The following is a 19,321-nucleotide window of genomic DNA, read 5'->3' as shown; positions in this document are numbered from 1 at the left end:
GAACCAGGAAGACCGTCCTCGGCATCGGCGGCATCGCCGTCCTGGCCGGTCTCCCGTGTCGGTCCGCCGCGACGCCCGACACGGACGCCGCCAGCACGACCGCCCCGATGCCGGCGAGCACCCCGTCCAACTCCCGCCCGGTGCTTGTCACTTGCCGGGCTCTCTGCTGTCTCAACTGGGGGATGTCATGAGTCCAGTCTCCGTCGGGCGTCTACTGCGTCGCGGAGCTTGTGCCGGGGCCCTGGGGGCGCTCGTCGTCGCCGGTCCCGGAAGCGGGGCCGCCTTCGCCGACGACGAGCCGCAGGCCGACCAGCTGTGGATCCAGGCGCCGTACGACCAGACGGTCACCGTCGCTCCGGACGGCGGTACGGCGCAGTACCGGACGCTGGCGCTCGGTCTGTACCACGACAACGGCAACTTCACGGTGACGGACGGACACCTGACCGTCGACATCTCCGGACTCGCCGGGGTCGCCGAGGTGGCCTGGCCCGACACCTGCACGCCGAACGGCGCGGGCACCGTCGCGGTGTGCGACACCGGGGACGTGCCCACGCGCTACAGCGCACAGGTGCGGCTGAAGGTGCGGGCCGTCGCCGGCGCCGCCCTGGGAGCGCAGGGCACGATCGAGTACTCCGCCGAGGCCACCGGCGGCCCCGACGGCACACTCACCGCTCCGGAGGGCTTTGAGACCCCCGTCACCGTCCGCTCCGGCCCGGACCTCGGCACCGCCGCCCCGCAGGACACGACCGGCGTCGCGCCCGGCACCGAGCTCACCGTGCCGTTCGCCGTCACCAACACCGGCAACGAGACCGCCCACGGCTTCACCGTGCAGATGTACGCGACGTACGGCCTCGACGTCGTCACCCGCTACCCGCAGTGCACCTACACCGAGCCGGACGCCGGCGGCACGTACCTGCCCACGACGCACGCGGCCTGCACGTTCGACACCGACATCGCGCCCGGCGCCACCGTGGAACTGCCCGCACCGCTACGGCTCGCCGTCACCGAGCACGCGCTCTTCGACCGGTTCGACTACGACATCGAGCCCGTCGACGGCATCACCGACCTCGACAGCTCGGACAACAGCCGCGCCTGGAGCATCGAGGCCGACAACACCGCCGACTTCGCCGCGCACGGCACCGAGGTGAGCGGCGCGGCCGGCGACACCGTCACCACCGCCATCCGGTTCACCAACGACGGCCCGGCCTGGGTCGGCAACGTCGGCTCCGGCGACCCGGTCGCCGTGGTCGACTACTACCTCCCCGAGGGCACCACCGCCACGTCCGTGCCCCACAACTGCGGCGGCGCCCACACGGCGGGCGACGACCCGACCATCGGCCACTTCGCCTGCTCCCTGCCGATCTGGGCCGAGCCCGGCCTGGACGTCAGCTTCCCGTTCCAGCTGCGCATCGACCGGGTCGTCCCCGACGCGACCGGCCACGTCATCGTCCACCCCCACGCCGACAAGCCCACCGTCTTCGACCCGAACAGCGCCGACGACACGGCCGACGTGATCGTCAACCCGTCCGCCTGACCGTGAGGAGGGGAGGGGGCGAGCCCGTAGCTCGCCCCCTCAACTCCCCGCGACAGCAGGCCCGTTCACGTCGACTCCCGCTTCACCAACTCCGTCGGCAGTATCACCGCCGCCGTGTCCTCGCCCCCGATCTGCGCCAGCAGCACCCGCACCATCTCCGCGCTGATCCGGTCGAACGGCTGCCGCATCGTGGTGAGTTCGGGGCTGGACGCCAGCGCGGCGGGGGAGTCGTCGAAGCCGCCGACCGCCACGTCCTCCGGTACCCGCCGCCCGGCCCGCTCCAGCGTGGTCAGCACGCCCCGGGCCATCAGGTCGGAGGCGACGAACACGGCGTCCAGGTCCGGGACTTGGGCGAGCAGCCGCTCGGCGCCCTTCTCGCCGCTGAGCCGGCTGTAGTCGCCGGAGACGACGAGGCGCTCGTCCACCTCGATGCCCGTCTCGGCGAGCACCTCCTTGTAGCCGGCGAGGCGCTCGACACCGCCCGGCGTGTCCAGCGGCCCGGTGACCGTGCCGATGCGGCGGCGGCCGAGGGAGAGCAGGTGCCGGGTCATGTCACGGGCACCGTCCCGGTCGTCGGCGGCGACGTAACTCACCTTGGAGCCGAGCCCGATCGGCTTGCCGCACGCGACCAGCGGTACGCCCGCCTCGCTCAGCTCCTCCGCCACCGGGTTCCCGGAGTGGCTGGAGACCAGCAGCACCCCGTCGACGTGCCCGGAGGTGATGTACCGCGTGATGCGCCGCCGCTCGTCCTCGGTGCCGGCCAGCATCAGCAGCAGCGGGATGTCGTGCGCGGCCAGCGCCTGCGTGCAGCCGCGCAGCAGGATGTTGAAGTTGGGGTCCTCGAAGAACTTCTCCTGCGGTTCCGTCAGCAGGAAACCGACCGAGTCCGAGCGCCCCGTGATCAGCGACCGGGCGTGCCGGTTCACGACGTAACCCGTCCTGCGGATGGCCGCGTTGACGGCCTCCTGCGCGGCCGGGCTCACATAGTGCCCGCCGTTGAGGACCCGCGACACCGTGCCCCGCGAGACGCCGGCCTCGCGCGCCACGTCATGGATCGTCGGCGGTCTGCGCCGACCCCCCGTATTGCTCATGGTCAAGACTCTACGGCTCCGGGGGCCGGGGTCAGAAGCGCCATGCTGGGAGCGTTCACAGCAGAGAAACATCAGGGACACTTGTCACCGGTCACGGGCGTGCGGTTATGTTGGGGCTGCGCCCTAGGTCGTGCTGTGTGCACGTTCCCAAATGATCGACTACGGGAGAGATCCATGCCGGAGACCACCCCTAAGGGCCTCACCAGGCTCGCCTTCGGTGGGGACTACAACCCCGAGCAGTGGCCGGAGAGCGTCTGGCGGGAGGACGTCCGGCTGATGCGCGAGGCCGGCGTCACGATGGTGAGCGTCGGGATCTTCTCCTGGGCGCTGCTGGAGCCCGAGCAGGGTGTGTACGACTTCGGCTGGCTGGACCGGATCATCGGCCTGCTGCACGAGAACGGCATCCGCGTCGACCTCGGCACGCCCACGGTCTCGCCGCCCGCCTGGTTCTACCGCGCCCACCCCGAGGCCCTGCCCGTCACCGCCGACGGCACCCGCTACGAGTTCGGCTCACGCGGCGCGGTCTGCCACAGCAACGCCGACTACCGCGCCGCCGCCGCGAACATCACCACCCGGCTCGCCGAGCGCTACGGCGACCACCCCGCCCTCGCGCTGTGGCACGTCTTCAACGAGTACGGCGTCCCCGTCTCCGCCTGCTACTGCGACTCCTGCGCCGCCCACTTCCGCCGCTGGCTGACCGCGACGTACCAGACCGTCGACGGCGTCAACGAGGCCTGGGGCACGGCCTTCTGGGGCCAGCGCTACGGGGACCTCGGCCAGATCAACCCGCCGCGGCTCACCCCGACCGCCGTCAACCCGGCCCAGGCGCTGGACTATTCGCGGTTCGCCGACGCCACGATGCGCGAGAACTTCGTGACGGAACGCGACATCCTGCATCGCCTCGCGCCCGGCATCCCGGTCACCACCAACTTCATGGCCGCCCTCAGCCAGTGCGAGTCCGTCGACTACTGGGCCTGGGGCCGCGAGGTCGACCTCGTCACCAACGACCACTACCTGATCACCGACGGCCGCCGCACCCACGTCAACCTCGCGATGGCCGCCGACCTCACCCGCTCCGTCGCGGGCGGCGCCCCCTGGCTGCTCCTCGAACACTCCACCTCGGGCGTCAACTGGCAGCCCCGCAACCCCGCCAAGGCCCCCGGCCAGATGGCCCGCAACGCCCTCTCCCACGTGGCGCGCGGCTCGGACGGCGCGATGTTCTTCCAGTGGCGCCAGTCCCGGCGCGGCGCCGAGAAGTTCCACTCGGCGATGCTCCCGCACGGCGGCACCGGGACCCGCGTCTGGCGCGAGGTCGTCGAACTCGGCGTGTCCGTCGAGGAGTTGAGCCCGGTCCGCGGCACCCGCACGCAGGCGGACGCCGCCGTCCTGTGGGACTGGCAGTCGTGGTGGGCGCAGAAACTGGAGTGGCGTCCCAGCGAGGACCACGACGCCCGCGAGCGCGCCGACGCCTTCTACGAGGCCCTCTACGACCGCCACCTCACGGTCGACTTCGCCCACCCGGAAGCCGACTTGTCGGCCTATCCCCTTGTCGTCGTACCGGCGCTGTATCTGATGACGGAGGCGGCCGGGCGCAACCTCCAGCGGTACGTCGAGAACGGCGGCACCCTCGTCGTCTCCTACTTCTCCGGCATCGTCGACGAGCACGACGCCGTCCACGAGGGCGCCTACCCCGGCGCGCTGCGGGACGTACTCGGCCTGACGGTCGAGGAGTTCTCGCCGCTCCTGGCGGGGCAGCGGGTGCGCATCACCGGACCCGACGGCTCCGAACTCACCGGCGACGTATGGACCGAGTTCGTCGTCCCGAACGGCGCCGAGACCGTGTGGACGTACGCCGAGGGCCTCACCGCCGACCACCCGGCCGTCACCCGGCACCGCCTCGGCGAGGGCACCGCCTGGTACGTGTCGACCCGCCTGGACGCCCACGGCCTGGACGCACTGCTCGGCTGGGCGACCGAGGACGCCCGGATCTCGCCGCGCGCCGACCTGCCGTACGACGTCGAAGTCGTGCGCAGAGAAGGCGAGTCGGGCAGCTATCTCTTCGCCATCAACCACAGCGCCTCGGACGTCAAGGTGCCGCTGGGCGCCGACGGCACCGAGCTGCTGACCGGCGAACGCGCCGCGGGCGGCCTCGCGGTCCCCGCCGGAGCTGTCCGGGTCGTACGACTCGACGGCTGAGCCGAACTCCCCTCCGCCCGTGCGAGCCGCGAGCCGCGGGTGGAGGGGGACTTCCTCCGGCCGGGCGTGCGGTTCTGTTCGGCTACGGCGGTGTGGTTCGGCCATCACCTGCCCCGGGAGGCGGAGCCCGGTCCCGTCGGTGTGGCCGCGCCCCGCGCGTCGCCTCGCGCCCCAGGGCCGATCGGCACTCTCGAACAGGACCGTTCGGTCCCGGACAAGGGTCCCCGAGACCGGGACGGGGCGGACCGTGCTGCGGGAGAGTGGGAGGACGCGGCAAGCGGCGCGCAGAACGGAGGGTCACGAAATGCTGAGGACTCCGGTGAGTCAGCGACGGTTGGACATCCTGGAGTGGCTGAGAGATCCGGCCGCCCACTTCCCGCCTCATGGGTATCTCGCCGAGGCCGGTGTCTCCGCGGAGGCCGTGGCGGCCAAGCTGGGCGTGTCCCGCCAGGTCGCCGACACCCACCTCGAACTCCTCGCGGGCATGGGCCTGTTGCGCAGGCGGCGGATCCGGCTGCGCACCTATTACCGGCGCGACGAGGTCCGTATCGCCGAGGTGGCCCGGATGTTCGAGAAGGGCTGGTAGCCCTGCCTTTCCGGTGGGCTCCGGTGGGCGGGGCCTCAAACCTTGTCCTGCTCGGAGCGCGTCGGCGGTTCCTCCTGCTCGGCGTCCGCTCCCTCCGGTTCCTCGGGCCGGGTGCGGAAGTCCGCGTCGGGATCCCCGAACCGCTCGCACAGCAGCCTGCCCATCAGCGCGCCGCCGTAGAGCACGAATCCCACGCCGACCAGCCAGGACTCCACCACCAGGACGGTGCCGACCGGGCCGTAGCTGACCGCGTTGGTGACCAGGAGCGGGGTGAACACCAGGTAGGAGAACCAGCGCAGGCCGACCAGGCCCGCCATCGTGATGAGCGCGCCCGGCAGCAGATACCGCCAGTGGACCTGGCGGCTGAGCAGGAAGTGCGGGCCCCACCAGAAGAACAGCAGGCCGGCCGCCATGCTGAGCAGGATGCGGGGCGTGCCCTCCAGGACGTTGCGGGTCTGCACCTGCGCGTACAGATAGCCCATCAGCATGACCAGCCAGATCAGTTGGCGCCAGATGCGATGCCAGGGGGCGCCGGTCGGGCGCCACACGTGCTCGTAGCTGCTCTGCACACTCGACGCGAAGGACAGGCCGAACAGCGCGAGCAACGCCACGCTCCACGCGCTGGTGGTGCCGATGACCTTGCGGGGCGGGGTGAAGACGTCGGTGAGCGCGCGGGCGGACCGGCCGGAGAGGTCCATGCCGTCCACCAGCCACAGCGCGAACCCGCCGTGCCCGAGCGGATCGGCCGCGGCCACCACGATCAGCAGCGGCGCCAGGGTGACCAGGGCGAGCGTGGCGAACCCCATCGCCCGGTGCAGGAGCTCCAACTCCCGCCCGCGCCGGTTGAGTTCGGCGAGTCCGAGGCGCTGCCACACGGCACGCACCCGATTCACCGCGGAGGTCCCGCACGGCGGGCGGCCGTCCATGACATGAGGACCCCCTCTCGCCGACCGGCGGCGCGATCCGGGTCACCAGGAATACGCTCGGCAAACGTGACCGGCTGACGCGACGACCGGGAAGAACAGCAAGCGTACGCGCGCCGGCCCCAACCGTGGAGGCTTTCATGGACCGCCCCGAGCCACTTCTCGCCCGCCGCTACGTCGCGATCGGCGGACGTGGCCCGGAGGACGTGGTCGCCGACGCCCGCGGCCGGGTGCTGACCGGCGTCGAGGACGGCCGTATCCTCCGCCTCGACGGACTGCTCGACCCCGAGGCGGTCCGCGTGGAGACCCTCGCCGACACCGGCGGCAGGCCGCTCGGCCTCGAACTCCTCCCGGACGACGGCCTGTTGGTGTGCGACGCGGAACGCGGACTGCTGCGGATCGACCTCGGGGACGGCTCTGTGCGCGTCCTCGCCGACTCGGTGGCGGGGGAGCCGCTGCGGTTCTGCAGCAACGTGGCCGCCCTGCCCGACGGCAGCGTGTACTTCACCGTCTCCAGCCGCCGCTATCCGCTCCACTGGGGGTCCCCCCACGCCGTTTTAGGCAGTGGGGGAGGATCGGCGACATCGTCGAACACACCGGCACAGGACGGCTGTTGCGCCTCGCACCCGACAGCGACACCCCCGAAGTCCTCCTGGACGGGCTGCAGTTCGCCAACGGCCTTGCCCCGAGCGCCGATGAGTCCTTCCTGGTGATCGCCGAGACCGGTGCCCGCCGCCTCACCCGCTACTGGCTCACCGGTCAGCGGGCGGGCCGCGGCGAACCCTTCGTCGAGGATCTCCCCGGGATGCCCGACAACATCTGGCGCGCGGGCCCCGAAGGACCGCTCTGGGTGGCCCTGGCCGGACCCCGCGTGCCCCCGCTCGACCTCGTCCACCGCGCCCCGGACGCCGTACGGCACACCGCCGCGCGGATCGCCGTACGCGCGCCCTACCGCCCCACGGGCACGATCGGGGCCCTCGCGGTCGACGACGAAGGGCATGTCGTCCACCACCTCATGGCGCGCGGCTCGTCCTTCCGCATGGTCACCGGCGTCTGCGAGGCGGCCGGTCACCTCGTGCTGGGCAGCCTGCGCGAACGCGGTGTCGCGCTGTGCGAGCCGCCCGCCCCGAAGTGACCCCGGCACGCCCCCGGCGTTACCCTGAGTCCCGGCCGCGATCACCTCTCGCGGCGCGGCGGTGGGGCCCGCCGTACCCGAACCGCGGCAGAGGTGCCGCCAACGGTCCCTACTTGTAGAGGCGTGCGCCCACAGGGCCCCCGACGAGTAGGAGTCGTAAGGCCATGACAGCCCCCGAAGCCGAGAGCCTGCGTGCCCGGACCGAGGCCCCGCGCCCGTCCGTCTGGCGCGGTCAGGGACCCGTCGTCGCGGTGGTCGCGCTCGGCGGCGCGGTCGGGGCCGTGGCCCGGTACGCGGCCTCGCTCCGGTGGCCCGCGCAGAGCGGCGGGTTTCCCTGGACGACCTTCGGGATCAACGTCGTCGGGTGTGCCGTGATCGGTGTGTTCATGGTGGTCATCACAGATGTGTGGGCCGCGCACCGGCTGGTGCGGCCGTTCTTCGGCACCGGTGTCCTCGGCGGCTTCACGACCTTCTCGACGTACGCCGTCGACATCCAGAAGCTGATCGACTCGGGCCATCCCCGCACCGCGCTGGCCTACCTCGCCGCGACCCTTGCCGCGGCCCTCGCGGCGGTGTGGCTCGCGGTGACGGCGGCCCGGCGGGTCCTGAAGTGGAGGCAGCGATGACCAGGCTGACCGGCAGTGCCCTGCGCGTGACCGTCTTCATCGGCGAGAACGACACCTGGCACCACAAGCCCGTCTACGCGGAGATCGTGCACCGCGCACACAAGGCCGGCCTTGCCGGTGCCAGCGTCTTCCGGGGCATCGAGGGCTTCGGCGCCTCCTCCCTGATCCACACCTCACGGCTGCTGTCCCTGAGCGAGGACCTGCCGGTGGCGATCGTGATCGTGGACACCGAGGAGCGTGTACGGGCGTTCCTGCCGCAGCTCGACGAACTCGTCACCGAGGGGCTCGTGATCCTCGACGACTGCGAAGTCATCCGGTATGTGGGCCGCGCGGACGAATCCGGCGAAACGGACGCGAAGGGTAAGAGGTCGTTGTGAACTGGGTGTTGGTGGTGGCGGGAGCCATGGTCGGTGCGCCGCTCCGGTATCTCACCGACCGCGCGGTGCAGACCAGGCACGACTCCGTCTTCCCCTGGGGCGCCTTCGCGGTGAACGTCACCGGCTGTCTGATTCTCGGTGTGCTGACCGGTGCGGTGTCCGCCGGTGCCGCCGGTTCGCATCTCCAACTCCTCGTCGGGACAGGGCTTTGCGGGGCCCTGACGACGTACTCGACCTTCTCGTACGAGACACTGCGGCTGACCGAGACAGGGGCGGGGCTCTACGCTGCCGCCAACGTCGTCGGCAGCGTGACCGCGGGCCTCGGTGCGGCATTTGTCGGGGTGTCGATCGCGCAGGCCCTGTGGGCGTAAGAGGTCGGGCGGCTTCCGTGCCCGAGCAGGACCGCTCCCAGCGCTATTGTCTACAGCACTGTCGACCAACTCCCAAGAACTGGATCTCATGAGCGTCATCAGCGTCGGTCAGGCCGCCGTCCTCGGAGTCGTCGAGGGGGTGACCGAGTTCCTGCCGGTCTCCTCCACGGGTCATCTGAAGATCGTCGAGGGGCTGATGAACATCCCCGTGGACGACGATTCCGTCGTCGCGTTCTCGGCCGTCATCCAGGTCGGCGCCATCGCCGCCGTGCTCCTGTACTTCTTCAAGGACATCGTGCGGATCGTCACCGCGTGGGGCCGTGGCCTGCGCAACCGCGAGGAGCGCTATCACCACGACTACAAGTTCGCCTGGTGGGTGATCTACGCGACGATCCCGATCGTGATCGTGGGCCTGGCCGCGAAGCCGCTCATCGACGGGCCGCTCGGTTCGCTGTGGGTGGTGGCCGCCTCGCTGATCGTCGGCAGTGGTGTGATGTGGGCGGCGGACCAGATGGGCCGGCACAAGCGCGGTGAGGACGACACCACGTTCAAGGACGCGATGCTGGTGGGCAGTTCGCAGATCCTGGCGCTGCTCTTCCCCGGTTTCTCGCGCTCCGGCGCCACCATGTCCACCGGTCTCATCCTCGACCTGGACCGCGTCGCCGCGACCCGGCTCTCCTTCTTCCTCGGCATCCCCGCGCTGACCGGCGCGGGTATCTACGAGCTGAAGGACGCCCTGGGGGCGGGTGTGGGGGTCGCCCCGCTGGCCGTGGGCACGATCGTGTCGTTCGTGGTGGCCTACGCCTCCATCGCCTGGCTGCTGAAGTTCGTCGCCAAGCACTCCTTCAACGCGTTCGTGATCTACCGGATCATCATCGGCCTGTTGCTGTTCGGGCTGCTCGGCACGGGTGTGCTCAACAGCTGACGGCCGCCGACATCGCGCGGACGATCATCGCAGCGGGCGTGAAGCCGGATTTTCAGGCTTCACGCCCGCTGTATTTTTCTTTTCCGATCGCTTGACAGCACTGTCCCGTCACCCGCAGGATCACGTCCGTGAACCTGTCAGACAGCCAGACAGGTGGAGTCGGGCCGCGGCGCGTCAGCGCCATGGAAGCGGTGCTTGTCCACCTCCGCGGCGCCATCGAGCGCGGCGACTACTCCATCGGCGACAAGCTCCCCTCCGAGGCGGAGCTGTGCCGCACCCTGGAGATCAGCAGGCCCGTGCTCCGCGAGGCCCTTCGCGCCCTCCAGACCATGGGGCTGACCGTCTCCAAGACCGGCAAGGGCACCTTCGTGGTGGCCAACGCCGTCGAGGACCCCACCTTCGGCGACTACGCGGCCAGCGACCTCCTGGAAGTGCGCCGTCACGTCGAGATCCCGGTCGCCGGGTACGCGGCACTGCGCCGCACCCCGGAGAACCTGGACCACCTGGCCCACCTCCTGGACCGCATGGAACGGGAGACCGACACCACCGCGTGGGTCGCGATGGACACCCTCTTCCACCTCGCGGTGGCGGAGGCCGCCCAGAACCCGGTGTTCCGCCGGGTCATCGAAGAGATCCGCGACGCGCTGGCCCGCCAGTCCGCGTTCCTCAATGAACTCGGCGGCCGGCGCGAGCAGTCCAACCGCGAGCACCGGGCAATCGTCGAGGCGCTGATCGACGGCAGCGAGCCGGACGCCGTCGAGGCCATGTCCCACCACCTCGACCGGGTCGAGACGACCCTCACCGACATCGTGCGCCCCGCGCGCACGGACACCCCCACGGAAGGCGGACCCGAGGCGTGAGCGAGCAGTCCCTGCACGGCAGCGAGCAGTCCTTGCAAGATGGCGTGCAGAAACGATCCGGCCATGTCGACGCCGGAGACGCCGGCTACAGCAAGTCCCTGAAGTCCCGGCACGTCAACATGATCGCCATCGGCGGCGCGATCGGCACCGGCCTCTTCCTCGGCGCGGGCGGCCGCCTCGCCGACGCGGGCCCCTCACTGTTCATCGCGTACGCGGTCTGCGGCCTCTTCGCCTTCCTCGTCGTGCGCGCCCTGGGCGAACTCGTCCTGTACCGGCCCTCGTCGGGCGCCTTCGTGTCGTACGCCCGCGAGTTCCTCGGCGAGAAGGGCGCGTACGTAGCGGGCTGGATGTACTTCCTGAACTGGGCCACCACCGGCATCGCCGACATCACCGCGGTCGCCGTGTACACCCACTACTGGAGCATGTTCTCCGACATCCCCCAGTGGGTGATCGCCCTCATCGCGCTCGCCGTGGTCCTCACCGTGAACCTGATCTCGGTGAAGATGTTCGGCGAGCTGGAGTTCTGGTTCGCGATCATCAAGGTCAGCGCGCTCGTCGTCTTCATGCTCATCGGCATCTTCCTGCTGGTCACCCAGCACCAGGTCGACGGCACGACCCCCGGCCCGTCCCTGATCACCGACCACGGCGGCATCTTCCCCAACGGCCTGCTGCCCATGCTCCTGATCATCCAGGGCGTCGTCTTCGCCTACGCCTCCGTCGAACTGGTCGGCGTCGCCGCCGGCGAGACCGAGAACCCCGAGAAGATCATGCCGAAGGCGATCAACTCGATCATGTGGCGCGTCGGCCTCTTCTACGTCGGCTCGGTCGTCCTGCTGTCGATGCTCCTGCCGTGGAACAAGTACAGCGCGGGCCAGAGTCCCTTCGTGACCGTGCTGTCGAACATCGGCATCCCGGCGGCCGGCGGCGTCATGAACCTCGTCGTCCTCACCGCCGCCATGTCCTCGCTCAACTCCGGCCTGTACTCCACCGGCCGCATCCTCCGCTCCATGGCGATGTCCGGCTCCGCCCCCAAGTTCACCTCGGTCATGAGCCGCAGCCAGGTCCCCTACGGCGGCATCCTGCTCACCAGCGGCATCTGCGTCCTCGGCGTCGGCCTCAACTTCGTGGTCCCCGCCGACGCCTTCGAGATCGTCCTCAACTTCGCCGCGATCGGCATCCTCTCCACCTGGGGCATGATCATGCTCTGTCACTTCCTCTTCTGGCAGAAGACCGAGAAGGGCGAACTGACCCGCCCCAGTTACCGGTTGCCGGGTTCCCCCTGGACCGAACTCGTGACGCTGGCCTTCCTCGCCTCCGTCCTGGTCCTCATGTACGCCGACGGCGGCGCCGGACGCACCACCGTGCTGTGCCTGCCGCTGATCGCCGCCGCGCTCGTCGCCGGATGGTTCGCCGTCCGCCGCCGCGTGGCGAGCACGTCCTCCACCGCACCCGACGCGTGAGACCCACGTCGTCCTGACCCGACAGGCAGTGATGTACAGCAGTTCCCTCGCGGACCCACCCCTCATCCGTGAACCCCTCCACGCACCCGTCGCCCACCTCATACGCGGCGGAATGATCGAGGGCATCCACTACGGCTCCGTCGTCGTCCTCGACGCCGACGGCCAGGTCCAGCTCCAGATCGGCGACATCGAGGCGGCGTTCTATCCGCGCTCGGCGATCAAGCCCGTGCAGGCCGTCGCCATGGTGCGGGCCGGGCTGCCGCTCGACGGCGAGCTGCTCTCGCTCGCCGCCGCCAGCCACTCCGGCGAGGAACGCCACCTCGCCGGGGCCCGGCGCATCCTCGAACTCGCCGGGCTCACCGAGGACTCTCTGCGCAACGTTCCCGACCTCCCGTTCGACCCGGTCGTGCGGGATGTCTGGGTGCGCGAAGGACGGCCACCGTCCCGGCTCGCCCAGAACTGTTCCGGGAAGCACGCGGCGATGTTGTACGTGTCGAAGCTGAACGGCTGGTCCCTGGACGACTATCTCGATCCCGCGCATCCGTTGCAGCAGGCGATCGCGGAGATCGTCGAGGATCTCACCGGGCAGCGGATCGCTCGGGTGAGTGTGGATGGGTGCGGGGCCCCTTTGTTCTCCATCTCCCTGCATGGGCTTGCGCGGGGCGTCTCGCGGATCGTGAGTGCGGCGCCGGGTACGCCTGAGGCTCGGGTTGCTGATGCGATGCGGGAGCATGCGGAGATGGCGTCCGGGGCGGGGCGGGATGTGGCTGCGTTGATGCGGGCCGTTCCTGGGCTGTTGGCCAAGGACGGGTTCGAAGCGGTTCAGGTTGCCGCGTTGCCTGATGGGCGGGCTGTTGCTGTGAAGGTGTCGGACGGGGCCAATCGGGCGCGGGTGCCTGTGGCTGCCGCCGGGCTTGTTCGGGCCGGGGTTGATGCCGGGCTGCTTGGTGAGTTTGCGGGCGAGGCGCTTCTGGGCGGAGGCGAGCCGGTGGGTTGTGTTCGGCCTGTGCGGGCTTTGGACCCGGTGTTGCCGTTTTCTGCGTGTGCCTAGATCGGTTGTGGGGATGCGCGGGTCCGTTGTGGCTGGTCGCGCAGTTCCCCGCGCCCCTAAAAAAGCAGCTGAACGCTGTTGGAAGAGGAACCCATGACTGCCGTTGCCCGTCGCGAACATGATCTGCTCGGGGATCGGGATGTACCCGGAGATGCCTACTGGGGTGTTCACACCCTGCGCGCCAGGGAGAACTTCCCCATCACCGGGACGCCGATCTCTGTGTACCCGCACTTGATCAATGCTCTTGCCGCCGTCAAGGAAGCCGCTGCTCTCGCCAATGAGGAGTTGGGGCTGCTCCCGCCGGAGAAGACGGCCGCGATTGTCGCCGCCTGCCGGGAGATCCGGGACGGGAAGCTGCACGACCAGTTCGTGGTGGACGTGGTGCAGGGTGGTGCCGGTACCTCGACCAACATGAACGCCAACGAGGTTGTCGCGAACCGGGCGTTGGAGTTGCTGGGGCACGCCAAGGGCGAGTACCAGTACCTGCACCCGAACGAGGACGTCAACCTTGGTCAGTCAACCAATGACGTGTATCCGACCGCCGTCAAGATAGCGACCGTCTTTGCCGTACATGGATTGATCGCGTCAATGTCTGTACTCCAGGACGCCTTTGCCCGTAAGGCTGTTGAGTTTCGTGACGTGCTCAAGATGGGCCGTACACAGTTGCAGGACGCGGTGCCGATGACGCTCGGTCAAGAGTTCTCGGCGTATGCGGTCATGATTGACGAGGATCGTCAACGTCTTGACGAGGCTGTCCAGTTGATCCATGAGATCAACCTGGGGGCCACGGCCATCGGCACCGGACTCAATGCGCCTGCTGGATATGCGGAGTCGGCTCGGCGGCATCTCTCTGAGATCACCGGGCTGCCGTTGGTGACGGCGGCCAACCTGGTCGAGGCCACGCAGGACTGTGGGGCGTTCGTCCAGATGTCGGGTGTGCTGAAGCGGGTCGCGGTCAAGCTCTCCAAGAGCTGCAACGACCTTCGGCTGCTGTCCTCGGGGCCGCGCGCGGGGCTCGGGGAGATCAACCTGCCGCCGGTGCAGGCCGGTTCGAGCATCATGCCCGGCAAGGTCAACCCGGTGATTCCCGAGGTCGTCAACCAGGTCGCCTTCGAGGTGATCGGCAACGACGTCACCATCACGATGGCCGCCGAGGCCGGACAGCTCCAGCTCAACGCGTTCGAGCCGATCATCCTGCACTCGCTGTCGGAGTCCATCACGCATCTGCGCGCCGCCTGCCTCACCCTCGCCGAGCGCTGCGTGGACGGCATCACCGCCAACACCGAGGCGCTGCGCGCGAGCGTGGAGAACTCCATCGGCCTGGTGACCGCGCTGAACCCGCACATCGGGTACACGGCCGCCACCGACATCGCCAAGGAGGCCCTCGCCACCGGCCGGGGCGTGGCCGAACTCGTCCTGGAGAAGGGCCTGTTGCCTGCCGAGACACTCGCGGCCCTGCTGCGGCCGGAGGTGCTGGCCGGCAGCGGTCCCGTAGCCGTCTGATCCGCCCACGCGCACCAGGACCCGCCCGGAGGCACAATGGTGATCATGTCCCCATCGATGGCTTTCCAGCCGGTCCTGGAGCGCATCGCCGGTGAGATCGAGCGGATGCCCGGCCGTGGCCGGGCCGCCGACTACATCCCGGCGCTCGCGGCCTGCGACCCGCGCCGCTTCGGCATGGCCGTCGCGGAGCTGGACGGCACGGTGTACGGCGTGGGGGACTGGCGCCGGCCGTTCTCCACGCAGTCCATCACCAAGGTCTTCACCCTCGCGCTCGACCTCGCCCGCGAGGGCGACGAACTGTGGGAGCACGTGGGCCGCGAGCCCTCCGGCAACCCCTTCAACTCCCTTGTCCAGCTGGAGTACGAGAGCGGCATCCCGCGCAACCCGTTCATCAACGCGGGCGCGCTCGTCGTCACCGACCGGCTCCAGACCCGTACCGGCGACGCGGCCGGCGAACTGCTGGCCTTCCTGCGCACCGAGAGCGGCAACCCGTCCCTCGACTTCGACAAGGAGGTCGCCGCCTCCGAGTCCGCGCACGGTGACCGCAACGCGGCCCTGGCCCACTTCATGAAGTCCTACGGCAACATCGACAACGAGGTGCCCGTCCTCCTGGACCAGTACTTCCGGCAGTGCTCCGTCATGGCGTCCTGTGCCGACCTCGCCCTGGCCGCCGGGTTCCTCGCCCGGCACGGCAGCCGCGCCGACGGCACCCGACTCCTCACCCTCACCCAGGCCAAGCAGGTCAACGCGGTGATGCTGACCTGCGGGACGTACGACGCGGCGGGCGAGTTCGCCTACCGGGTGGGCCTGCCCGGCAAGAGCGGCGTGGGCGGCGGCATCATCGCGATCGTCCCGGGCCGGTGCACGCTCGCCGTGTGGAGCCCCGGGCTCGACGAGCGCGGGAACTCGGTGGCCGGGGTCGCCGCCCTGGACCGCTTCACGACACTGACCGGGGTGTCGGTGTTCTGAACGCGGTCAGCCCAGGAACTCGGTGATCATCGGCAACAGCACCTTCCGCCGCATGAGCTCCATGTGCGTGGTGCCGGGCAGCACGGCGAGTTGTGCGTCGGGGATCAGCCGGTGCATCTCGGCGGCGTGCTCGACGTGGAAGAAGTCCGTGTCGCCGATGACGAGGAGCGTGGGCGCGGTCACCGCGCGCAGGTCGTCGGCGGTCCAGGGCAGCGGGGCGTTCGCCGCCGCCGAGGTCTTGGCGAAGAAGTCCTGGAAGTGCTCGGGGTGCGGTGCGACGGCCGCGTAGGCGTCGGCCATCTCCTGGAAGTCGGCCTGGCTGGGCAGCCGGGGCGAGCTGAAGTCGGGGGTGCGGACCTCGTCGTGGAAGCCGTCCTGGGAGTACGCGATGGCGGCCGGCACGAGCCGTCCGACCCGCTCCGGGTGCCGGACCGCGATCTCCAGCGCGACCAGTCCACCGAGGCTGAACCCGATGAAGTCGGCCTGCGGGACGCCGAGTTCGTCGAGCAGCGCCACCACGTCGGAGGCCAGGTCCGGTACCGTCAGTTCCCGGTCGGTGTCGGCGGTGTGGCCGTGGCCCTGGAGTTCGGGGGCGATCACGTACCACTCGGCGGACAGTGCGGGCAGCAGGGTCCCGAAGGTCAGACCGACGGTCTGGACACCGCCGTGCAGCAGCACCAGCGGGCGCCGGTCCTCGTGTTCGGCGCCATGGATCTCGTAGTACATCTCCAGGCCGTTCACCTTGGCGTGGGCGGAGCTGTTCGGCACGGTCATCACGTCCCTTCGGGGAAAGTCGGTCACCAGGTAGACCCGCCGCGGACAGGGAACTCATCGGTACCGAGGCCCGAACACACGGAGGTCACACGCAGTCCGCCGCGCGGAGAGCGGCAGGTCGCTTTCCCGCCATCCGGCGTTGCCACGCTTGGCGAGTGTTGGCCATGGCTTTTCCCGTCGATCTCCGCCGCTGTCAGGTACTCGGTCTGGCCGGTACCGCCGTCCTCGCGCTGGGCGGTGAGACGGCCGGAGCGCTCCCGGCCGCCGATCTCTTCTCCCCGGCCTCCGCGCAGGCGGCGCTCGGGCTGGTCGGGGTCTACTTCGGTGTCGTCCTGCTGATAGCGGCCTGGCTGCTGCTGGGCAAACTGGTCCGCAGCGCCGAACCGCCCACCCCGCGCTCCCTGTTCCTGGTCCTCGCAGTGTGGGCGTCCCCGCTACTGCTCGCGCCGCCGCTGTTCAGCCGGGACGTGTACAGCTATCTCGCGCAGGGCGCCATGGTCGACGCCCACATGGACGTCTACGCGCACGGGCCCGCCGCGCTCGGCGGGCCCCTCGCCGACGAGGTCGCCCCGCTGTGGCAGCACACGGGCGCGCCGTACGGCCCGGTGTTCCTCGCCGTCGCCTCCGGGCTGTCCGGACTGACCCGGGGCGAGCTCCCCGCCGGGCTCTTCGGGATGCGGCTTGTCGCGCTCCTCGGAGTGGGCCTGATGGCGGCCGCGCTGCCCCGGCTCGCCCGGCACAGCGGCGCCGACCCGGCCGCCGCGCTCTGGCTCGGCGCCCTCAACCCGCTCGTGCTGCTCCACCTCGTCGCGGGCGCCCACAACGACGCGATCATGCTCGGACTGCTCGGCATCGGCCTGGTCGCCGCCCTCGGCCGCTGGCCGGTCCTGGGCGCCGTACTCGTCACGCTCGCCGCCCTGGTCAAGGCACCGGCCGCGCTCGGGCTCGCCGCCGTCGTGCTCCTCCAGATCCGCTCGGGGCACCGACCGGCCAAGGCCGTCACGACGACCGTCGTCGCGTCCGCGGCCACCACGGTCGCGGCGACCGCCTTCGCGGGCACGGGCTACGGCTGGATAGGCGCCCTCGACACGCCCGTCTCGGCGCACAACTGGGCCCTCACCAGCCTCCTCGGCCGCGCCACCGGCGCCCTGCTGAAACACCTCGGCAGCGATCTCGCGCCCTTCGCCGTCCCGGCCTGGCACGCCCTCGGACTCGCGGTCACCGGCGCGGCCGTCCTCGCCATATGGCTGCGCCTGCGGCCCAGCCCGGTCTACGCCCTCGGCCTCAGCCTCGCGGTCGTGGCCGCCTTCGGCCCGGCGATCCGCCCCTGGTACGCCCTGTGGGGCCTGTTCCTCATCGCCGCCGCCGCGCCCAGCACGTCCGTACGACACCGGGTGGCCGCCGTGACCGGCGTCCTCGCCCTCGCCGTCCTGCCCAGCGGCGGCCCCGCCGACATCGGACAACTCGTGCTGGCCGTCTCCGGCGGCGTCCTCGCGATCGTCGTCCTCTGGCAGGCCCGCCAGGCCGCCGAGGCCCCGGCCCTGGGGCGTACGGCATGAGAACACCCCACACCGACCGCGGCCGGCTCCTCCTGGTACTGGCCCTCGCCACCGTCGTCGCCGTCTTCACGGCGACCGTTCCGCTGCTGCGCGACTGGTTCGACCTGCGCGTCTACTACGGCACCGTCCACACCTGGCTCCACCACGGCGGCCGGATCTACGACTACCGGGTGCCCGGGACGACGTACGGCTTCACCTACCCGCCGTTCGCCGCCGTCAGCATGGCGCCGATGGCGTACGTCGGGCTCGGCACCGCGATCGTCGCCGCGCTCGTGCTCAACCTGGGGGCTCTCGCCGTCGTACTGCGCATCCTGGCCGGGCCCGGGTGGCGGCGCTACGGCTGGTTCGGGTGGGCGCTGGTGGCGTGTGGGCTGGCGCTGTTCGAGCCGTTGCGCGACACCTTCAGCTTCGGGCAGGTGAACCTCCTGCTGCTGGCCCTCGTCCTCGGTGACGGCTGGCTGCTCTCCACCGGCCGGGGCCGCTGGGCGGGCGTCGGCATCGGCCTCGCGGCGGCGATCAAGCTCACGCCGGCGCTGTTCATCGCCCTGTTGCTGCTGGCCCGACGCTGGAAAGCCGCCGCGGTGGCGACGGCCGTGGCGCTCGGGGCGACCGGGCTCGCGGCCCTGGTGGTCCCGGACGCCTCACGCTTCTACTGGACCCGGGCCATGTGGGACACCACTCGGGTGGGCCGCCTCGACTACGTCTCCAACCAGTCCCTGCAAGGCGTCCTGGCCCGGCTCGGCGAAACGGGCCGCCCGCTGTGGGCGACGGTCGTCGTCCTCGTGCTGGCCGTGTGGGCGGTTCGGGCGCGCCGTGCGATCGTCGTGGGGGACTGGACGGCCGCGTTCGCGCTGACCGGGCTGACCGCGTGTCTGATCAGCCCGATCACCTGGGTGCACCATCTCGTGTGGCTGCTGCCGTCGTTCGCCGTGCTGGTCCGTGCGGGGCACCCACGGATCGCGGGCGCCCTCTACGGGGTGATGTGCACGAGTGTCGTGTGGCTGTGGTTCCACGACGCCTCGGGCATCGACGGCTTCCTCGGCAGCAACACGTACACCTGGATCACGCTCGGCCTGCTGCTGTGGCTGCCGACGGGTCAGGCCGGGGGAAGAGGTCGGCCCCTGAACCGCAACGCGGCCACCACCGCACCCGCGCCCAGCACGGCGGCGGCCACGATCGCCGCGGTCTCGGCCCAGCCCGGACCCTTGTCCGGTACGACCGCCGCGGCCACCGGCACCGCCGCGGGACCCGGTCTCGGCCTGGCCCGCAACGCGTCCAGCGACCCCACCGGATCGACCCGCCCCGCAGCCGCGAAACCCCAGTCGAGCAGCTCGCGCGCCTCCTCGTACACGGTGAAACCACCGCCGGCCTGAGGGTTCAT

Annotated in this window: 17 protein-coding genes and 1 pseudogene; 15 read left to right on the top strand and 3 right to left on the bottom strand. The window is 70.5% G+C overall.

Annotation, left to right across the window (positions count from 1 at the left end):
- Nucleotides 1-187 precede the first annotated feature (187 nt).
- The gene (locus tag ACNFOC_RS05205) at nt 188-1,534 is read left to right on the top strand and encodes a COG1361 family protein (RefSeq protein ID WP_416957032.1); all 1,347 of its coding nucleotides are present in this window, start codon (nt 188-190) and stop codon (nt 1,532-1,534) included.
- A 65-nt stretch (nt 1,535-1,599) separates the two neighbouring features.
- Here ACNFOC_RS05205 and ACNFOC_RS05200 read toward each other — a convergent pair whose 3' ends face one another.
- The gene (locus ACNFOC_RS05200; protein WP_416957030.1) at nt 1,600-2,631 is read right to left on the bottom strand and encodes a LacI family DNA-binding transcriptional regulator; all 1,032 of its coding nucleotides are present in this window, start codon (nt 2,629-2,631) and stop codon (nt 1,600-1,602) included.
- Nucleotides 2,632-2,799: 168 nt separating this feature from the next.
- Here ACNFOC_RS05200 and ACNFOC_RS05195 point away from each other — a divergent pair, with 168 nt between their 5' ends.
- Together ACNFOC_RS05195 and ACNFOC_RS05190 are read left to right on the top strand one after the other, a co-directional pair.
- The gene (locus tag ACNFOC_RS05195; RefSeq protein WP_416957028.1) at nt 2,800-4,821 is read left to right on the top strand and encodes a beta-galactosidase; all 2,022 of its coding nucleotides are present in this window, start codon (nt 2,800-2,802) and stop codon (nt 4,819-4,821) included.
- A 304-nt stretch (nt 4,822-5,125) separates the two neighbouring features.
- Complete coding sequence (locus ACNFOC_RS05190) at nt 5,126-5,407, top strand: ArsR family transcriptional regulator (protein WP_416957026.1); 282 nt, start codon at nt 5,126-5,128, stop codon at nt 5,405-5,407.
- Nucleotides 5,408-5,442: 35 nt separating this feature from the next.
- Here the strand turns inward: ACNFOC_RS05190 and ACNFOC_RS05185 are convergent, their stop codons facing one another.
- Nucleotides 5,443-6,333 carry a YhjD/YihY/BrkB family envelope integrity protein gene (locus ACNFOC_RS05185; protein WP_416957024.1) on the bottom strand — a complete coding sequence of 297 codons (891 nt, stop codon included), beginning with the start codon at nt 6,331-6,333 and terminating at the stop codon, nt 5,443-5,445.
- Nucleotides 6,334-6,470: 137 nt separating this feature from the next.
- Here ACNFOC_RS05185 and ACNFOC_RS05180 point away from each other — a divergent pair.
- The 10 genes and pseudogenes from ACNFOC_RS05180 to ACNFOC_RS05135 all read left to right on the top strand — a co-directional run bounded on the left by ACNFOC_RS05180 (nt 6,471) and on the right by ACNFOC_RS05135 (nt 15,607).
- Nucleotides 6,471-7,465: pseudogene (locus ACNFOC_RS05180) on the top strand (SMP-30/gluconolactonase/LRE family protein).
- 164 nt (nt 7,466-7,629) lie between these two features.
- On the top strand, nt 7,630-8,091 hold the full coding sequence (gene crcB / locus ACNFOC_RS05175) for a fluoride efflux transporter CrcB (RefSeq protein WP_416957022.1): 462 nt from the start codon (nt 7,630-7,632) through the stop codon (nt 8,089-8,091).
- Entirely contained in the window at nt 8,088-8,468 is a 381-nt protein-coding gene (locus ACNFOC_RS05170) for a putative PII-like signaling protein (protein ID WP_416957020.1), read from the top strand. The genes crcB (ACNFOC_RS05175) and ACNFOC_RS05170 overlap by 4 nt, the downstream gene beginning before the upstream one ends.
- Nucleotides 8,465-8,839: a fluoride efflux transporter CrcB gene (gene crcB / locus ACNFOC_RS05165; protein ID WP_416957018.1), complete on the top strand. Its 375-nt coding sequence runs from the start codon at nt 8,465-8,467 to the stop codon at nt 8,837-8,839. Before ACNFOC_RS05170 ends, crcB (ACNFOC_RS05165) begins: the two co-directional genes overlap by 4 nt.
- 88 nt (nt 8,840-8,927) lie before the next feature.
- Nucleotides 8,928-9,764 carry an undecaprenyl-diphosphate phosphatase gene (locus ACNFOC_RS05160; protein ID WP_416957017.1) on the top strand — a complete coding sequence of 279 codons (837 nt, stop codon included), beginning with the start codon at nt 8,928-8,930 and terminating at the stop codon, nt 9,762-9,764.
- 182 nt (nt 9,765-9,946) lie between these two features.
- A complete protein-coding gene (locus tag ACNFOC_RS05155) occupies nt 9,947-10,624 on the top strand; it encodes a FadR/GntR family transcriptional regulator (protein WP_416957015.1) in 678 nt (225 codons plus the stop codon).
- On the top strand, nt 10,621-12,084 hold the full coding sequence (locus ACNFOC_RS05150) for an amino acid permease (RefSeq protein WP_416957013.1): 1,464 nt from the start codon (nt 10,621-10,623) through the stop codon (nt 12,082-12,084). Before ACNFOC_RS05155 ends, ACNFOC_RS05150 begins: the two co-directional genes overlap by 4 nt.
- A gap of 31 nt (nt 12,085-12,115) precedes the next feature.
- Nucleotides 12,116-13,135 (top strand): asparaginase, encoded by a 1,020-nt coding sequence (locus ACNFOC_RS05145; RefSeq protein WP_416957011.1) that lies wholly within the window; start codon nt 12,116-12,118, stop codon nt 13,133-13,135.
- Between the two features lie 93 nt (nt 13,136-13,228).
- Entirely contained in the window at nt 13,229-14,638 is a 1,410-nt protein-coding gene (gene aspA / locus ACNFOC_RS05140; RefSeq protein ID WP_416957009.1) for an aspartate ammonia-lyase, read from the top strand.
- A 36-nt stretch (nt 14,639-14,674) separates the two neighbouring features.
- Nucleotides 14,675-15,607, top strand: a complete 933-nt coding sequence (locus tag ACNFOC_RS05135) for a glutaminase (protein WP_416957007.1) — start codon at nt 14,675-14,677, stop codon at nt 15,605-15,607.
- Between the two features lie 6 nt (nt 15,608-15,613).
- On the opposite strand, the gene ACNFOC_RS05130 is transcribed toward ACNFOC_RS05135, so the two are convergent.
- The gene (locus ACNFOC_RS05130) at nt 15,614-16,381 is read right to left on the bottom strand and encodes an alpha/beta fold hydrolase (protein WP_416957005.1); all 768 of its coding nucleotides are present in this window, start codon (nt 16,379-16,381) and stop codon (nt 15,614-15,616) included.
- A gap of 164 nt (nt 16,382-16,545) precedes the next feature.
- Between ACNFOC_RS05130 and mptB the strand changes: the two genes are divergently transcribed.
- Entirely contained in the window at nt 16,546-17,940 is a 1,395-nt protein-coding gene (gene mptB / locus ACNFOC_RS05125; RefSeq protein ID WP_416957003.1) for a polyprenol phosphomannose-dependent alpha 1,6 mannosyltransferase MptB, read from the top strand.
- The gene (locus tag ACNFOC_RS05120) at nt 17,937-19,313 is read left to right on the top strand and encodes a glycosyltransferase 87 family protein (protein WP_416957001.1); all 1,377 of its coding nucleotides are present in this window, start codon (nt 17,937-17,939) and stop codon (nt 19,311-19,313) included. Before mptB ends, ACNFOC_RS05120 begins: the two co-directional genes overlap by 4 nt.
- Nucleotides 19,314-19,321: the final 8 nt, after the last annotated feature.

This window comes from Streptomyces colwelliae (assembly GCF_048158785.1).
Taxonomy (GTDB): domain Bacteria; phylum Actinomycetota; class Actinomycetes; order Streptomycetales; family Streptomycetaceae; genus Streptomyces.
This window is presented reverse-complemented; position numbering and strand designations above follow the sequence as displayed.